This is a genomic window from Bifidobacterium sp. ESL0790 (genome assembly GCF_029395435.1).
Taxonomy (GTDB): Bacteria; Actinomycetota; Actinomycetes; order Actinomycetales; family Bifidobacteriaceae; genus Bifidobacterium.
In genome coordinates this window covers 929,532-945,820 of the sequence record NZ_CP113915.1, presented here as the reverse complement: position 1 = coordinate 945,820, position 16,289 = coordinate 929,532, and the positions used below count along the sequence as shown (strand labels likewise).

The following is a 16,289-nucleotide window of genomic DNA, read 5'->3' as shown; positions in this document are numbered from 1 at the left end:
TCTGGGCCGTCACGTCCAGCTCATTAGCAATTTTATACACGTCTTCGCCGTATATGCTCTCAAAGTTCTTGTATTCAACCGAATCGATGAGATGCAAAGCGGTTTCGCGACAGGTGTACCTCTCGACGTCCTTGTCCACGATTTCGCATCCACTGTCGTGATGCTCAGCATGGACAAGCTCATGGACGAGTAGGCAGTGTTTTGCAGACAAATCTAGTCAGTCGTTCAAGTCTTCTTTCCTGTCACCAATTCGCTTATCAGACTTTTCAGAATCATCGATGATTCTCTGAATCTTCTCGATTGACGGCATATCCGGCTTAAGGACCTCGCGCTGCCGCTGAGCTTCCATAAGGAGAATGCGGAAACGCTCTTCCTTACTCTTGCCCTCACGGATAAGCACACTGCTCAACGCCTCGATATTCTGCAGGATGACCAATTCGGAAGCAGGCGCATAGTCACGCATGTTCCCCTTCCATCCCTCATGATCCTTCCTCCACGAGGACGCCTTCTGCCCGAACACGGCAAGATTAATGACATCAGCTTCAGAAGCATACGCAAGGCGCTCACGGAAGCCAGACATACCGCTTTCTTCGATCATGCCCTTCACCGAATCGGTATGAAGCCGGTAGTTGGTCTTGGCCAGCTCGCGCCGCGCATGCCATTCAACCCCCAGACGTTCCTTCTCAGCGGTCTTGAGACGCTCGTAGTCCTTGATGACGAAGAGATGGAATTCAGGACTTATCCATGAGGCGAACGCGAACGCGATATCTGTATGAGCGTAGGTTCCACCGTTTCTTCCTTTTGAAGAACGAATTCCTATTGCGTTCGTCTTGCTGATCCACTCTCCGGCAGAAAGACTGAATACGTTCTTCCCGGCCTGTCCTCTAATGCTTTCTGCCGCATCTTTATCAAACAACGGGTTTGCAAGACTCTCCCAAGCTGAAAGGAAGTCTATGGTGTCCGCCAATCGCAGCCAGCGACGAATTACGTCACCCGGCGACGCACCAAGGTGACGGGCCATGTCAGTAAGAGAGATGAAATCCTGACCAGACACGGTATGAATTGTAATGTCCACATCTTCGGCGTGAATTCTAGAAGACTTATCCACCGTCATTCCCCTTCTCCTAACTCAAAACTGACTTATACACATCTAAATATGTACGAATTCGGTTATTTTTATTTTTCAAAAAAAGGTGTATAATATGCACTTTGATCGCGAGGAATCTCGCTTTCATCTTCCTTAGCATGATTATTATCCATAATTGTCAAGATACCGACCTTTTTTATAAGTTGCAATGTTCATTGTGGACGCGTCGTCCTGGATATTTCCAATTTATGCAGTTTACGAACCGTATGAAGACAATCCAGCGCTCAACATGTCCCGCGAACTCAAGCGGAATGCCTATCGAAAAGTCAAAGCTACCGAGACCTCAGGTAGCCAAGACCCGAGCAACATTCGGATACAGACTGAAACATCAGAGGTGGGAAAACCGTTAGGTTCCAACGGATTAATAAATTCATGAAAAAGTACCCCCGGTGGGACTCGAACCCACAAGCCAATGGCGGCTGATTTTAAGTCAGCTGCGTCTACCAATTCCGCCACGGGGGCACATCGGCCTAAAACCGACAAGTATCAATTATGCCATATCCTCTCTACTGTCTAGCGGCAGCCGAGCCGCGAGACGAGAGCTGGTATAGCCCGCATTTCAGCCTTTTAGCGACGATCTAACGACAGTCCAAGTGCAAAGTGAGACTGGACATGACGCACGCGTTTCAGCCTTTCAGCAACGCAATAAACGTGCCCTTCGGCACCCTTCAGCGCCGATCCAGCAGCCTCATGCCGTAGTCGAGCACAATGCCATCAAGCAGACCGTGGTCGCTGGAGACGAACGAGTCGATGCCCTCGCCATGGTCGGCGAGCGCGGCCTCGGAAATGCGGGCGAGCACGCGGTTCCAGATCAGCGCTCCCCCGCCCACCACGTCGATGCGGCCGGGGTGGATGGTCTTGTAGGTGGAGCGCTCGGCGCGGGTCATGTTGAGGAACTTGTCGTCGATGGCGAAGACGTCCTGGTCGCGCACACGCACGCCGTCGACCATGCTGTGGTCGTATTCCTTCAGGCCCAGCACAAGCGCGGTCATGGTGGTCACCGTGCCCGACACTCCGATGATGGTGCGCGCCTTGCCCGCCGGCACATGCTCGAACGTCTCGTCGATGTGCTCGTCGATGTCGGCGGTGGCCTCGGCGATCTCCTCGGCGGTGGGCGGGTCGTGGCGCAGGTGGCGCTCGGTCATGCGCACCGAGCCGATGTTCATCGAGAAGGCCTGCTGCACCTTCGTGGCGGGCGCGGACTTGCCGTCGCCGCCCAGCACCATCTCGGTGGAGCCGCCGCCCAGGTCGACTACCAGATAGGGCGCGGTGAGCCCGTCGCGCGGCACGACGCTGGTGGCGCCAAGGAAGCTCAGGGCGGCCTCCTCCGTGCCCGGGATGACCTCGGGGCGCACGCCGAGAATGGACTCGATGCCATCCTCGAACTCCTTGCGGTTGGCGGCGTCGCGCGTGGCGGATGTGGCCACGAAGCGCAGGCCATCCACGGGGTGGCGGCCCAGCACCTCGGCGAACTCGTGGGCGGCGGTGTAGGCGCGCTGCAGGGCGGCCTCGGAGAAGCGGTGGTTCTTGTCGACGTCCTCGCCCAGGCGGATGACGCGCAGGAGCCTCGGCACGATGTCCTTGGTGGTGCCGTCGGGGCGCACCTCGGAGATCTTGAGCCTGATCGAGTTGGTGCCGCAGTCGATGCCCGCCACCGTCACCGGGGCCTCCGCAGAAATATCCGCGCCGTTATCCATCCTTGGTTCCTCCGCATTTCTAGCGCCGTGACGCGCTGTGACCTCGCGTGTTGACTCCACCCAGCTTATCTGGTGGCCGTCACCGTCGTTTGATGATTTGGTTTGCTGATTTGGTTGTGGCTACTTGCCCGCGGGCTCGTCGAGCGTCGTGGTGCACCGGCAGACCTTGGGGTCGAAATCCGCAGCTATGCGCTCCATGACGATGTCGCCGATGGGATTGGCCCCCTCGCCCATCACCAGCGTCTGGGCCAGCAGGGCGTGCAGGCATTTGACGCGCACCGGCATGCCACCGGCGCTCGTGCCGGCGATGTGCTCCTCGCTGTCGCCCAGGCGCACGGCCAGCTCGTGGCGGAAGACGAGGTAGAGCTGGTGGGCCCGCTCATAGCGCTCGTGGATCGCCTCGTCGTGCTGCACCAAGTCGGTGTAGTGCTGCATCGACCCGTCGGCCTCGACGTGCGAGGCGGCCTTCACGGCCTCGGGGCTGGTGAGGTAGCAGGTGGTCGGGAACGGCGTGCCGTCGGGCAGCTGCGGGCGGGTGATCACGGCCAGGGGTCTGCCGCACACGCATCGGGCGCCCACGGCCACCATGCCGCGCGGGAAACGCCCGAGCTGCTTGGTCACCAGGGCGATGTCGTCCTCCGTGGCCGGGTCGGCCATCACCCGGTCGACCAGCGCCTTGGCCTCTTGCTCAATGGCCTGCTGGTCGGCGAGGACGCGCTGAGCGTCCGCTTCCGGTGTCTGACGCTCCACGTTCCGCTGACCCTGGGCGTCGGGAGCCTGTTGCGCGATCGAAGCCCGCTGGACGTCCGAATCGCCAGATGCTGGTTGCGCTTGTGCTTGCCGCTGTTCCAAAACCGTTGTGTCCTCCTCGTGCCACGCATCCGGCGATCGCCGAATCCGTTGGCCGCGTTTGTCTATCTGGTTAGTCTGTCTGGTTTTTCGTATTGTCTGTTTCGTCTGGCCATCTAACATCCATAGCGTATATGACGCCGAATGTCACTGCGCTGTTCCAAGACCATTGCTTATGGAATCAGTAAAGCCCGAAGCCATCCATTATCGCACCGGCCCCGAAATCAGTGCCCTGGGCCCGACGTGGTCTTCTGCGAACCCGACTTGGATTGCCCGTTACCGGAATCCGGCTGGTCCTTCGCGTCCTGCTTCTGGCCGCTTTTCGCCTTGTCGCCCTGCTGGTCCGGCGCCGTCACCGTGCCCTTCTGCTGGCTCGGCAGCGGCTCGTCTGCCTTCTTGAAGCCATACGCCAGCTCGCTGTACCACGGCAGGGTGCGCGAGCTCTGGTCGGTGCTGGTCGTCTTGGTGTCGTTCTTGGGCTTCACGCCGGTGACCGCCTCGGGGTGCTCCACGTGAATCGACTGCTCGCCGGGGAAGACGAAGCCGAGCCGCTGCCTGGCCTGGGCGGTGACGTAGGCCTTGTCGTTCCAGCGCGAGATGTCGTTCTCCAGGTTCGCCTTCTTGGCGATGAGCTGCGATTCCTGGCGTTTGAGCCCGTTGAGTTCGGTGAGGCTCTGGCTGTAGCTATAGATCGTGGTGGCCAGCTGGATGACGCCCAGCACCACGACGATCACGACAACGAACAGCGCCAAGGGCCCGAAGTCGCGCTTGGAGGACGCCGACTTCGACTTCGATTTGGTCTTCGTCTTGGCGGTCCCGCGCCCGGTGGCGCGCTTGCGACTCGATGTGCTCATATTACAAAAAATTACCCGTCGCATTCGACTTGCTGCGGATGCGACGGGCAACGTCACGAAAAGCCGTGGCCGGGCGTGCGCCTTGTGCGCCAACCCGGCCGAAAAGGCTACTTCACGTACTTCTTGCAGGCCTTGAAGGCGGAATAGCCGGCGTACTCGGCGGTGGAGCCAAGCTCCTCCTCGATCTCGAGCAGGCGGTTGTACTTCGCGATGCGCTCGCCACGGGCCGGGGCGCCGGTCTTGATCTGGCGGGTGTTCTTCGCGACGGCCAGGTCGGCGATCGTGGTGTCGGAGGTCTCGCCGGAACGGTGGGAGACCATGGAGGTGAAGCCGTTGGCAGTGGCGAGCTCGATGGCGTCGAGCGTCTCGGTGACGGTGCCGATCTGGTTAAGCTTGACCAGCAGGCTGTTGGCGGCCTTGAGGTCGATGCCCTTCTGCAGACGCTTCGGGTTGGTCACGAGCAGGTCGTCGCCGACGAACTGGAGCTCATCGCCCATGGCGGCGGTGATCTTCTGCCAGGCGCCCCAATCCTCCTCGGCGAATGGATCCTCGATGGAGACCAGCGGGTACTTGGAGACGAGCTCCTTGTAGTAATCCAGCATGTAGTCGGCATCGCGGTCGGCGCCGTCGAAGTGGTACTTGTCGATGTCCTTCTTGTAGAACTCGGAGGACGCGACGTCGAGGCACAGACCAATCTGCTTGCCGGGCTCATAGCCGGCGGCCTCGATGGCCTTCACGATGTACTTGAGGGAGTCCTCGTTGGTCTTCATCTTCGGGGCGAAGCCGCCCTCGTCGCCGAGACCGGTCTCGTGGCCGTCCTTCTTGAGGATGCCCTTGAGGGTGTGGTAGACCTCGACGCCGGCACGCAGCGCGTCGCTGTATGTGTCGAAGCCGTAGGGGGAGATCATGTACTCCTGGATGTCGGTGGCGAAGTCGGCGTGCGCCCCGCCGTTCATGATGTTCATGTTCGGCACCGGCAGGATGTGGCCGTTGGTGCCGCCGATGTAGCGGTAGAGCGGCAGGTCGGCGGAGTCGGCGGCGGCGTACATCGCGGCCAGGGAGACGCCGAGGATGGCGTTGGCGCCCAGCTTGCCCTTGTTGGGGGTGCCGTCGAGCTCGATCATGGTCTCGTCGAGGGCGCGCTGGTCGGTGGCGTCCATGCCGATGACCTTGGGGGCGATGACCTCGTTGACGGCCTTCACCGCGTCGAGGACACCCTTGCCCTGGTAACGGGACTTGTCGCCATCGCGACGCTCCCAAGCCTCAGCCTCGCCGGTCGAAGCGCCGGAGGGAACCAGGCCCAAGCCTTGAGAGCCATCGACGCAGTCGAGAACGACCTCGACGGTCGGGTTTCCGCGGGAATCAAGAATTTCGCGTGCATAAACGCTTTCAATAGCTGCCACAACTGCTCCTTACAGTTTGACTTACATTAACAGTTCCAAGATTAGTGCGTTTGTTGGACGTAGACCGCCAAAATCCGCCAATAATTGTGAACGCTCACATTGCTATAATCCCTGTAATATCAATGCAAAGCAGCGGTGGGCCAGCAAGCACTATTGTTACGAAATATAAAAACGCACGCCAACGGAACAGCAGGCCAACGCAGGTGCCGAAATGGCAAAAACGCTCGTGAACCGAACAGGCACGAGGCATGGCTGTTCAGGTTCACGAGCGTGACGGTGCCGCTTGAAGGCGAGCATGAGCGATTGCCTTGCAACCGACTGCTTGGCGATCTACCTACTTCGGGACCCACTTCCCCACTTTCTTGGGACCTTTCCTACTTCGCGGTTCCGGGCTTCCAGGCGAGGTCGTCGAGCAGCTGGTCGGCCCAGCCCATCACCTCGGGGCTGGTCATCGGCTTGCCGCCGAGCGAGCCGCCGAACGGGGCGGGAATGAGCAAGGTGTGGGTCACGGGGCGGTATTGCGAGCCCTTGTAGATCCGCGAGAGGCGCATCTGCATCGACTCCGGCGGGTCTATCTTGGCCACCCGGACGCGGCTGCCTTGGGTGACGATCTCGGTGATGCCGAGTTCGCGGGCCTTGCGGCGCAGGCGGGCCACGTCGAAGAGGGTGTCGAATTCCTCGGGCAGCGGGCCGTAACGGTCGGTGAGCTCTTCGCGCAGCTCGGTGAGGTCCTTCTCGCTGCGGGCGCCGGCCAGCTTGCGGTAGGCCTCGAGGCGCAGCTTGTCGGAGTCGATGTAGTCGACCGGGATCGACGCCTCGATGGGCAGGTCGATGGTGACGGCGACGGACTCCTTGCGTTCCGGCTCCTTGTATTTCTCGACGGCGTCGGAGACCATGCGCACGTAGAGGTCGAAGCCGACGCCCTCGATGTGGCCGCTCTGCTCGCCGCCCAGGAGGTTGCCGGTGCCGCGCAGCTCGAGGTCCTTCATCGCCACGTCGAAGCCGGAGCCGAGGGCCGTGTTCTGGGCGATGGTGGCCAGGCGATCGTGGGATTGCTGGGTCATCGGCTTGCTCGGGTCGTAGAGGAAGTAGGCGTAGGCGCGTTCGCGGCCACGGCCCACGCGGCCTCGCAGCTGGTGCAGCTGGCTGAGGCCGAAGCGGTCGGCGTGGTCGACGATCAAAGTGTTGGCGTTGCTGATATCAAGCCCTGTCTCGATGATCGTGGTGCACACCAGCACGTCGATGTCTCGGTGCCAGAAGTCCTGGATGATGTTGTCGAGCTGTTTCTCCCCCATCTTGCCGTGCGCGATGCCGATGCGGGCCTCGGGCACCAGGTCGTGGATCTTGGCGGCGATCTTGTCGATGTCGTTGACGCGGTTGTGCACGTAGAAGACCTGGCCGCCGCGCAGCAGCTCGCGCCGGACGGCGGCGGTGACCTGCGCGTCCTCGTAGGCGCCCACATAAGTGAGCACGGGCAGGCGGTCCTCGGGAGGCGTGGCCAGCGTGGACATCTCGCGGATGCCGGTGACCGCCATCTCCAGCGTCCTCGGGATTGGCGTGGCCGAAAGCGAGAGCACGTCGATGTTGGTGCGCAGCGCCTTCAGCGTCTCCTTGTGCTCGACGCCGAAACGCTGCTCCTCGTCGATGATCAGCAGGCCCAGGTCCTTGAACTTGATCTTGGGATTGAGGAGCTTATGGGTGCCGATCACCACGTCGACCTCGCCGGATTCCAGGCCTTCGAGCGTCTTGCCGATCTCCTTCTTGGTCTGGAAGCGGCTCATGGCGGCCACGTCGACCGGGAAGCCCTCGTAGCGCTCGGTGAACGTCTCATAATGCTGCTGCACCAGAAGCGTGGTGGGCGCGAGGATGGCCACCTGCTTGCCGTCCTGCACGGCCTTGAACGCGGCGCGCACGGCGATCTCGGTCTTGCCGAAGCCCACGTCGCCGCAGATGAGGCGGTCCATGGGCACGGGGCGCTCCATGTCGGCCTTCACCTCGTCGATGGCGGTGAGCTGGTCGGCGGTCTCCTGGTAAGGGAAGGCGTCCTCGAGCTCCTTCTGCCATGGGGTGTCGGGGCTGAAGGCGAAGCCCTTGGCCTGCTGGCGGGCAGAATAGAGCTTGACCAGGTCGTCGGCGATCTCGTGGACGTGCTTGCGGGCCTTGGCCTTGGTCTGCGCCCAGTCGGAGCCGCCGAGTTTGTTGAGTTTGGGCTTGTCGGCGCCGATGTACTTGGAGACCAGGTCGAGCTGGTCGGTGGGGATGAAGAGCTTGTCGGGCGGGGCGTTGCGCTTGGAGGGCGCGTATTGGATGACCAGGTATTCGCGGGTGGCGCGGTTGGCGCCCACACCGGTGGTGCGCTGGCGCATCTCGACGAACTGGCCGATGCCGTGCTGCTCGTGCACCACGTAGTCGCCGGCCTTGAGCTCCATGAGGTCGATGGCCTTGTGGCGACGGCGCGAGGTCTTGCGTTGGGCCACGGCGCTCGTCCGGCCGGTCAGGTCACGTTCGGTCAAGATGGCGAGCTTGGCGGCCATGTCGACGAAGCCGTCGAGGGCCTGCGAGGCGATGGTGTCGAAGCGCGTGACGCCCGTCTCACCCAAGGCGCGGCGCAGGCGGGCGAGCGTGGACTGCGAGGCGGCGGTGATCTTCACCTCAAAGCCGTCGTCGATCAGGCCTTCGACGCCGGATGTGGCGCGTTTTTCGTCGCCACGGTATTCCTCGGGCACCTTGGCGTCGAGTTCGATATGGCCGGGCCTGGTGGCGTCGACGCCGAAGCTGGTGAGCTGCCAGACCTCGTGGTTCGAATATTCCAGGGACGATATGGTCTCGTCGAAATCGAGGAAGCTGGCTTGGTCGAAGCTGATGGGCGCGCCGGCGCCGTGACCGCTCGCGGCGACGTGCCAGCTGGCGGCGAGGAACTCGTTGGCGGTCTTGGCCAGATCGGCGGCCGCGCGGCGCAGTTTCTCGGGGTCGGAGAGCATCACCACGGCGTCGGCGGGCAGCATCCCGGCCACCGGCTGCATGTCGTCGATGAGCGCGGGGATGAGCGATTCCATGCCCTCCAGCGGGATGGCGTCGGCGATGGATTGCAGCATGTCGTCGGCGTTGGGAATCTTGCCAATCAGCGATTTGGCGCGAGAGCGGACCTTGTCGGTCAGCTGGAGCTCGCGGCAGGGCGTGGCCCATATGGTCTGGATGTCGTCGCCGTAGGTGCGCTGGTCGGAGGCGTGGAACTGGCGGATGGTGTCGATCTCGTCGCCGAAGAACTCGATGCGCACCGGGTGCGGCAGCGTGGGCGGGAAGACGTCGAGAATGCCGCCGCGCACCGCGAACTCGCCACGGTTGACCACCAGGTCGACGCGCGTGTAGGCGTTCTCCACCAGCCTTGAGACGGCCTCGTCCAAGGGCAGCTCGTGCCCGATGGTGAAAACCAGCGGCTCCACATCGCCCAGGCCGGCCACCACCGGCTGGATGAGCGAGCGGACCGGCATCACCAAGACTCGAATCGGGCCGAACATCTCGCTGCCGTCCTGCGGATGGCAGAGCCTGCGGAAGACGGCCATGCGGCTGGCCACGGTGTCGGCGCGGGGCGAGAGGCGCTCGTGTGGCAGGGTCTCCCACGCCTCGAGCTGGCAGACCTCGCCCGGATCGCCCCCATACCACGAGCGGATGGCGTTGACGGTCTCCTCGGCCTCGCGGCTCGACGAGACGACGAGCACGACGGGCGCGTATTGGGCCTTGGCCGCAGCGAGTGCCGGACGGATGCCATTGGGCGCGCCGACGATGATCGCCTGGTCGCCGGCGCCTTCGGGGGCCTCCACGTCGCCGGAAAGCAGGTCGCGGAAGGCCTCGTCGTCTTCCAAGCGCTCCAGGAACGCCGAAAGCGAGCCGTTCATGTTCACGGCCGCGCGTTCGCCGCCATTACTGTTTGCGGTACCTTTGGCCGTGGCCTCGGCCGTCGTTTTGCTTGCCTTGTCTGAGTCGCTTACCTTATTTGCCCTATCCGTCGTGTTGGCCTTGTCTATGTTCGTTTCCTTCGTGTCGTCTCCGTTTTCGTTTTTAGTTTTCGCCGGCCGCTTCGCCTCACCGGCCATTGAAGCGCTCCTGGGCCTGGTTCATGCCCTCGAACATGATGGTCTCGGCGGCGTCCGCGCCGTCGGCCAGGAACTCGGGCAGCTCCTTGCGCTGCTGGCCCGAGAACCCACCGAGCACCCAGTTGACGGTGTTCTCGTGGGCGTGCGGGCCACGGGCGGCGTGGCCGGTGCCCATGCGCACACGCGCGTACTGGTTGGTGCCGAGCGACTTGTCGATGGAGCGGATACCGTTGTGGCCGCCGGCTGAGCCGCCCGCCTTCACCTTGATGCGCCCGAAGTCGAGGTCCATGTCGTCGTGGATCACCACCACGTGGTCCGGCTCGATGTTGTAGTAGTTGCAGATCGACGAGACGGCGTCGCCCGAATCGTTCATGTAGGTCAGCGGTTTGGCCAGGAAGAACTTCATCGTCCGACCGTCGAGGCTCATAATGCCTTTGCCAAGGTCGGCCAACCCCTTGTGGTCGCTCAGCGTCACGGACCAGCGTTCGGCGAGCACGTCAGCGGTCATGAAGCCCATGTTGTGCCGTGTGCCCTCGTACTTCTTGCCGGGGTTGCCCAGCCCCGCGACCAGCCAAAAATCAGATGCCATTGCCTCGTGTGTTCCTTTTCGAATCCGCCGTCAGGTGGGGCGGTGACGCCATCCACCTTATTTCCGCCTGTATTCGGGCATGACAAAAGTCGCCGAATACGACGATGAACGTCTTCATACTACCGGCTGCAACCGACCCGCGCACCCGCGCTCGGCATAAGCGAACAAGCCTGCAATGGAATCGAAGGGCAAATATTTAAGGGAACTCAGCGCCATTGCCGAGTTCCCTATGCCAATCGCGCCAATCCCCTAGCGCAGGTCCTTGTACCAGTAGTTCACGTCGAGGTAGCCCTTGCCGTCCCAGCTCGCCTGCGGCAACAGGCCGAAGCGGGTGAAGCCGTATTTGCGCATGAGCGCGTTCGACCCGTCGTTGATGGCGAAGATCAACGCCACGGCCATGTGGGCGCCGAGCTGCCTGGCGCGGGAGACGAGCCACTCCACCATGGCCGAGCCGTAGCCCTGCCGCCGCACCGAGCCGGCGATGTAGTAGCTCAGCTCGAGCACACCATCGTAGCCCTCGCGGTAGTTGTAGCGCGACAACGAGCCAAAACCCACCACTTTGCCGCTCTCGTCGGTGATGACGACCACGGGGTACTCCTCGCGGGGGCTGTGGCTTTCGACCCACGCACGACGTTGCTCGGGGGTCTGCGGCTTGAGGTCGGCAGTCGAGGTGAAGGTCACCACGGCCTCGTTGTAGATGTCGGTGATGGCTTGGATGTCACCATCGTCCGCGTCCCTGATTCTCGCCTTCAACGGCTCCACGTTTTCCGCAGTCATTGCCTTGCTCGCTCCCCTATCTCCTCATATCGATATCGTTCGAACAGCTTTCGACCATCCCGCGAATGCTGTTCGACTATCTCTCAATCATTATGAACATTATGAATAATGGCATGGAATGCGAACGCATCATCATTCCATGCCATCATCCGGCCTCAGACCTTGGGGCTATGCGTGCCCTATTTCTGCCCTTCGAGCTGCATGGCGCGGTTGAGCTGGTCGTTGAGCTCCTGCTGGGCCTTGCCGTAGCCCGCCCAGTCGCCACGCTTCATCGCGGCGTCGGAGTCCTTCATGGCCTGCCCCGCCTTGCTCAGCGCGTCCTTCAGGTCGGCGTTCGAGGAGGACGAGCCGGACTGCCCGGATTTCGCCGCGTCCTTGCCCTGCTTGGAGGTGTCGGCCTGCGGGGCCGACGAGGCCGCCGAGCCGTTGGTGTTCTCCGCGTCGCCCGCGGAGGCGCCGGAGTCGCCGCCGAAGACCTGGTCGAGCGCCTCGTCAAGGGTGTCGGCGAAACCGACCTGGTCGCCGAAGGCGACCAAGACCTTCTTCAAGAGCGGGAAGCTGGTCGGGCCGTTGGACTGCACGTAGACCGGCTCAATGTAGACCAGGCCACCACCCAACGGCAGCGTCAGCAGGTTGCCGCGCCGCACCTTGGTGGAGCCCTGTTCCAGAAGGTTGAGCTCCTTGGAGACGTCGGCGTTGGAGTTGAAGTTGTTCTGCGCCTGGCCCGGGCCCGGCACGTTCGAATCCTTGGGCAGCTCCTGCAATCGTATGGTGCCGTAGTTCGGCCCGACCTTGCCTGGCGTCGACCCGGCGTCGGAGTCCACGGAAAGGAACCCGGTGAGGATCTCACGGGTGGAGGTGCCGGCGGGGATGTAGGTGGAGGTCAGCGAGAAGAGCGGTTCCTTGGACCCGCCCGTCTTGAGCGTCAGATAGTACGGCGGCTGCAGCACATGCCTTTTCTGCTCTTCCGGCAGCTGTGTGGGGTCGACTGGCGTCTGCCAGAAGTCCTCGCCGGAGAAGAACTGGCCGGCGCTGGTCACATGGTATTTGGCCAAAAGCTGGCGCTGCACCTTGAAGAGGCTTTCCGGGTAGCGCAAGTGGCTCATCAACTGGCCGGAGATCTGCGAGAGCGGATGGTATTGGCCGGGGAAGATCTTCTGCCAGGCCTTGATCACCGGGTCCTGCTGGTCCCAGACGTAGAGGTCCACCGACCCGTCGTAGGCGTCGACCGTGGCCTTGACCGAATTGCGGATGTAGTTGGCCGGCTGCGAGTTGAGCCCCTGGATGGTCTTGGAGGCCACCGTGGTGGAGTCCTGCGTGGCCACGCCGAGATCGGTGGTCTGCGAATACGGGTAGGCGTTGGAGGTCGTGTAGCCGTCGACGATCCACTTCACGCGGCCATTGACCACGGCCGGGTATACACGGCCATCAAGCGTGAGATAAGGCGCCACCTTGGCCACGCGGTCGCGCGGGCTGCGGTCGTAGAGGATCTGCGAATCGGGGGTGACGCGGTCGGAGAAGAAGATCTGGTCGCTGCCGAAGCGGATGGCGTAGAGCAGGCGCGTGAAGAGGTTGTTGACCTTCGGCCCGCCGTTGCCCTCGAACGTGTTGGAGGCGCCGGTGGAGCCCTGCGGGTAATCGAACTCCCAGGGCTTGCTGCCCTTGGGCGAGCCGACCACGGAGTAGTCGGGCGAGTTCGGCGAGAAGTAGATGCGCGGCTCGTAATGCTGGCTCTTGGTGAGCTTGCCTTGGGTGGGGATGCCGGATTCGAAGAACTCGGGGTTGCCGTCGCTGGTCACCTTGTTGCCATAGGCCGCCACGACGCCGTAGCCGTGGGTGAAAACGGTGTGGTCGTTGACCCAGTTGCGGTTGTCGTTGCCCTTGACATTGAGCTCGCGGGCGGCGATCACGGTATCCTGGCTCTTGCCGTCGATGTCGTATTTGTCGACCGCAAGGGAATCGGCGAACATGTAGTACTGCTTGGACTGCTGCAGCTGCTTGAACGTGGGCGAGATGACCTCGGGGTCGAGCAGACGGATCTGCGCGGTGGTTTCGGGGTCGCTGGCCAGAGCGCCGGAGTGGCCCTGGGTGGTGGCTTGGTACTGGTCCACCTTCACCTTGTCGAGCCCGTAGGCCTGTTGCGTGGCCTTGATGTTGCGCGAGATATAGGACGATTCCATCTCCTGCTCGTTCGGGTTGACCTGGAAGCGCTGCAAGAGCATCGGCCAGACCACGCCGAGCAGAAGCGCGACCACCACCACGACGGCGATCGAGACGACCGGCACGCGCCAGGCTCTGAGCGCCTTGCCCACCGGGGCCGAGGTGGCCGCGGGCTTGTCGAAGGCGTGCGAGGCAAAGAGCCAGACGCCGAGTATCACGCCCAGCACGGCCGTGAGGCCGGCGAGGATGAAGGTGACAGGGATGCCCACATGCACGGTGGTGTAGTCCGCGCCGGTGAACCGGGTGCCCTGTTCGGTGAGGTTGTCGAAGGCGCCCACCGCCTGGCGGACGGCCCAGACGAGCATGTTGAGCGTGAACCAGATGGAGATCTGGTGGCGTGCGTGCTTGGTCATGGAGAGGATGCCACGGCCGTTGACCGGCATGGTCACGCGGATGCCACCCATGGCGAAATGCGTGATGACGGAGAAGATGAGGCCGAAGAGCAGCAGCATCGTCAGCGCCGAGAGCACGAGCTTCAAGCCCGGCAGCACGAAGACGTAGAAGCCGTTGTCGATGCCGAACTGCGGGTCCTTCACGCCGAAGGATTGGGCGTTGAACATCAGGAGCACTTCGGACCAGTTGGAGTTGAACTGGGAGCCGAAGAGCAGGCCGACGATCAGCGAGATGACCACGGCCACGCGGCGGGCCGTCTTGGAGCTCACGGATTTGCCGATCTCGACCACGTCGCCCTTGATGCGGATGGTGGAGCCGTCGGCCGAATCGGGGCGTGTGCGGATCGCCATGGTGGCGGCCAGGTAGCTGACCAGCGCCATGAGCACGGCGTAGGCCACCCACAGGCCGATCTTGGTCCACAGCTGGGTCCAGACCACCGACTGGAAGCCGAGCTGGCCGTACCACATCAGGTCGGTGATGAAGCGGTCGAGCCCGAAGACGAGCGCCAGCACGACGACCAGCGCGATGACGACGCCGATGAAGATCTTGGTGCCCCTTGACATGCCGGGGCGTGGAGCTTTCGAGCGCGTGCGGGTCAGGCGCGGGCCACCCTGCCTCGGCGGCCAGTTGCGCCCGCCGTGGGCGTGGGACGAATGGGCGTCGTCGCCGTTGGTCTCGACGTTGAGGATCGTCGGATCGTCATCGTCGTCCGATTCGTTGTGTCGATAGCCGCCAAAACCGTTTCGCGGGTCGGGGAACCCGCCTAAGAAGTCAAAGAAGGACATGACCCCCATGGTAGCGAAAGGTGTGGCCTCACCCACAGTTTCGTCCGCTGCGAGCTCAGGCCTTCGTCAGGTAATGATATGGCGGAGATACCGGGCCGCCGAAATGGCAGGAAATCAGGCGAAGATGGTCTGTACCAGGACCATATACAGTATCGTTCCCACGAAGATGGCGAGCAGACTGTTCTTGCGCCAACGGTAGACGAGGACGAGGGCCAGCACCGCGATGGCCTCGGGGATGCCGTGGTTGCCGGAGAAGGGCGTGACGTCCTTGAGCGAATAGACCACGAGCATGCCGGTGATAGCCAGGGGCAGCACGTCGCCCAGGTAGCGGATGAACTTCGGCGGGGTCTTCGACTCGGGGAAGAGCACGAACATCGCGAATCGCGTGAAGATCGTCGTCAGGCTCACGATGGCGATGATGATGACGGATTGCTGCACGGTCATGGTCATCATCGCACCACCTCCTTCGTCGTCGCCGTTTCCGTAGTGGTTTCCTTATTATCCGGATTGGTTGAATTATCGGTATTTCCTGGATTTTTTGTACTGTCTGTATTGCCCGTTTTATCCGTACTATCCGCGCTATTCGTACTCTCGCTCATGCCGATATCCGTACTATTGCCTGTATCTGTGCCGTCAAGAGAGCCCTCATCGTGCGGCTTCTCCAGATAAGGCCGCAGCAGCTCGAAAATCACCAACATGGCCACGAGCGCCGGCAACATGAAGCGTTGCGGGCCGAAGATCGCCAGGGCGATCACGGAGGTCGCCAGGCCCACCAGCACGGGGATGTGCCCGCGGAACGTGTGCGGCGAGGCCTTCCACTGGTCGAGCAGGATCGAGACGAACATGGCGACCATGGCGAACCCGACGCCCTTGGTGCTGAAGGGTAGGATGCCGCCGATGAGCCAGCCGAGCATGGCGCCGGTGACCCAATAGGAGTAGTCGAACATCGACACCCACAGGTAGGCCCAGCCTCGGTCGATGTCTTTGGGCACCTTCATCGAGGAGTTGATGGCGAAGGTCTCGTCGCACATCCAGAAGATGAGGAACGGCTTCTTCCAGCCCATGTTGCGGTAGGGGCCGAGCATCGAAAGCCCGTAGAAGAAGTGGCGGCCGTTGACCATCAAAGTCAGGATGAAGGCCGCGAACGGGTTGAAGGCGCTGACCAAGAGGTCGACCAGCACGAACTCCATTGAGCCGGCGAAGATCGAGGCGGCCATGAGCGCCGGATAGATGAACGGGAACCCCTTGGAATACATCAGCAGGCCATAGGACATGGCGGTGAACATGAAGCTCACGCAGATCGGGAGGGTTTTGGGGAAGACGAACTTCAACGCCTTGAGCCGCATGCCCTTCCCTGCCGCCATCAGCAATACCTCCATTTACCCCAAGATTGCAATCATCACGCCATGATTGCGAACAACAGACAGTTTAGCGTATCCCCGTCTTGCGACTGACGAATATCTCACATCCGGCCGCCGCCC

Annotated in this window: 11 protein-coding genes and 1 tRNA gene; all 12 read right to left on the bottom strand. The window is 62.2% G+C overall.

Annotation, left to right across the window (positions count from 1 at the left end):
* Positions 1-217 precede the first annotated feature (217 nt).
* Complete coding sequence (locus OZY47_RS03420; RefSeq protein ID WP_277178761.1) at positions 218-1,114, bottom strand: KilA-N domain-containing protein; 897 nt, start codon at positions 1,112-1,114, stop codon at positions 218-220.
* Between the two features lie 414 nt (positions 1,115-1,528).
* Positions 1,529-1,609 (bottom strand) — tRNA-Leu (locus OZY47_RS03415).
* Positions 1,610-1,815: 206 nt separating this feature from the next.
* Complete coding sequence (locus OZY47_RS03410; protein WP_277178759.1) at positions 1,816-2,844, bottom strand: Ppx/GppA family phosphatase; 1,029 nt, start codon at positions 2,842-2,844, stop codon at positions 1,816-1,818.
* A gap of 120 nt (positions 2,845-2,964) precedes the next feature.
* On the bottom strand, positions 2,965-3,501 hold the full coding sequence (locus tag OZY47_RS03405; protein ID WP_277179123.1) for a DUF501 domain-containing protein: 537 nt from the start codon (positions 3,499-3,501) through the stop codon (positions 2,965-2,967).
* Positions 3,502-3,917: 416 nt separating this feature from the next.
* A complete protein-coding gene (locus OZY47_RS03400; RefSeq protein ID WP_277178757.1) occupies positions 3,918-4,547 on the bottom strand; it encodes a septum formation initiator family protein in 630 nt (209 codons plus the stop codon).
* Between the two features lie 107 nt (positions 4,548-4,654).
* Positions 4,655-5,950: a phosphopyruvate hydratase gene (gene eno, locus OZY47_RS03395; protein WP_277178755.1), complete on the bottom strand. Its 1,296-nt coding sequence runs from the start codon at positions 5,948-5,950 to the stop codon at positions 4,655-4,657.
* Between the two features lie 374 nt (positions 5,951-6,324).
* Positions 6,325-9,846 (bottom strand): transcription-repair coupling factor, encoded by a 3,522-nt coding sequence (gene mfd / locus OZY47_RS03390; protein ID WP_277179121.1) that lies wholly within the window; start codon positions 9,844-9,846, stop codon positions 6,325-6,327.
* Positions 9,847-10,033: 187 nt separating this feature from the next.
* Positions 10,034-10,633: an aminoacyl-tRNA hydrolase gene (pth, locus tag OZY47_RS03385; RefSeq protein WP_277178753.1), complete on the bottom strand. Its 600-nt coding sequence runs from the start codon at positions 10,631-10,633 to the stop codon at positions 10,034-10,036.
* Positions 10,634-10,882: 249 nt separating this feature from the next.
* Positions 10,883-11,410, bottom strand: a complete 528-nt coding sequence (locus tag OZY47_RS03380) for a GNAT family N-acetyltransferase (RefSeq protein WP_277178750.1) — start codon at positions 11,408-11,410, stop codon at positions 10,883-10,885.
* Between the two features lie 179 nt (positions 11,411-11,589).
* Complete coding sequence (locus tag OZY47_RS03375; RefSeq protein WP_277178748.1) at positions 11,590-14,808, bottom strand: UPF0182 family protein; 3,219 nt, start codon at positions 14,806-14,808, stop codon at positions 11,590-11,592.
* 114 nt (positions 14,809-14,922) lie between these two features.
* Positions 14,923-15,258 (bottom strand): AzlD domain-containing protein, encoded by a 336-nt coding sequence (locus tag OZY47_RS03370; RefSeq protein ID WP_277179118.1) that lies wholly within the window; start codon positions 15,256-15,258, stop codon positions 14,923-14,925.
* A complete protein-coding gene (locus OZY47_RS03365) occupies positions 15,258-16,172 on the bottom strand; it encodes an AzlC family ABC transporter permease (RefSeq protein WP_277178746.1) in 915 nt (304 codons plus the stop codon). Before OZY47_RS03365 ends, OZY47_RS03370 begins: the two co-directional genes overlap by 1 nt.
* Between the last annotated feature and the right edge of the window lie 117 nt (positions 16,173-16,289).

What these genes read in the sequence shown, in the direction of transcription:
- OZY47_RS03400 (WP_277178757.1), bottom strand. Translation starts at nt 4,547, where the DNA reads ATGAGCACATCGAGTCGCAAGCGCGCCACCGGGCGCGGGACCGCCAAG.
- OZY47_RS03405 (WP_277179123.1), bottom strand. Translation starts at nt 3,501, where the DNA reads ATGGCCGACCCGGCCACGGAGGACGACATCGCCCTGGTGACCAAGCAG.
- OZY47_RS03370 (WP_277179118.1), bottom strand. Translation starts at nt 15,258, where the DNA reads ATGACCATGACCGTGCAGCAATCCGTCATCATCATCGCCATCGTGAGC.
- pth (WP_277178753.1), bottom strand. Translation starts at nt 10,633, where the DNA reads ATGGCATCTGATTTTTGGCTGGTCGCGGGGCTGGGCAACCCCGGCAAG.
- OZY47_RS03380 (WP_277178750.1), bottom strand. Translation starts at nt 11,410, where the DNA reads ATGACTGCGGAAAACGTGGAGCCGTTGAAGGCGAGAATCAGGGACGCG.
- OZY47_RS03375 (WP_277178748.1), bottom strand. Translation starts at nt 14,808, where the DNA reads ATGTCCTTCTTTGACTTCTTAGGCGGGTTCCCCGACCCGCGAAACGGT.
- OZY47_RS03365 (WP_277178746.1), bottom strand. Translation starts at nt 16,172, where the DNA reads ATGGCGGCAGGGAAGGGCATGCGGCTCAAGGCGTTGAAGTTCGTCTTC.
- OZY47_RS03410 (WP_277178759.1), bottom strand. Translation starts at nt 2,844, where the DNA reads ATGGATAACGGCGCGGATATTTCTGCGGAGGCCCCGGTGACGGTGGCG.
- mfd (WP_277179121.1), bottom strand. Translation starts at nt 9,846, where the DNA reads ATGAACGGCTCGCTTTCGGCGTTCCTGGAGCGCTTGGAAGACGACGAG.
- OZY47_RS03420 (WP_277178761.1), bottom strand. Translation starts at nt 1,114, where the DNA reads ATGACGGTGGATAAGTCTTCTAGAATTCACGCCGAAGATGTGGACATT.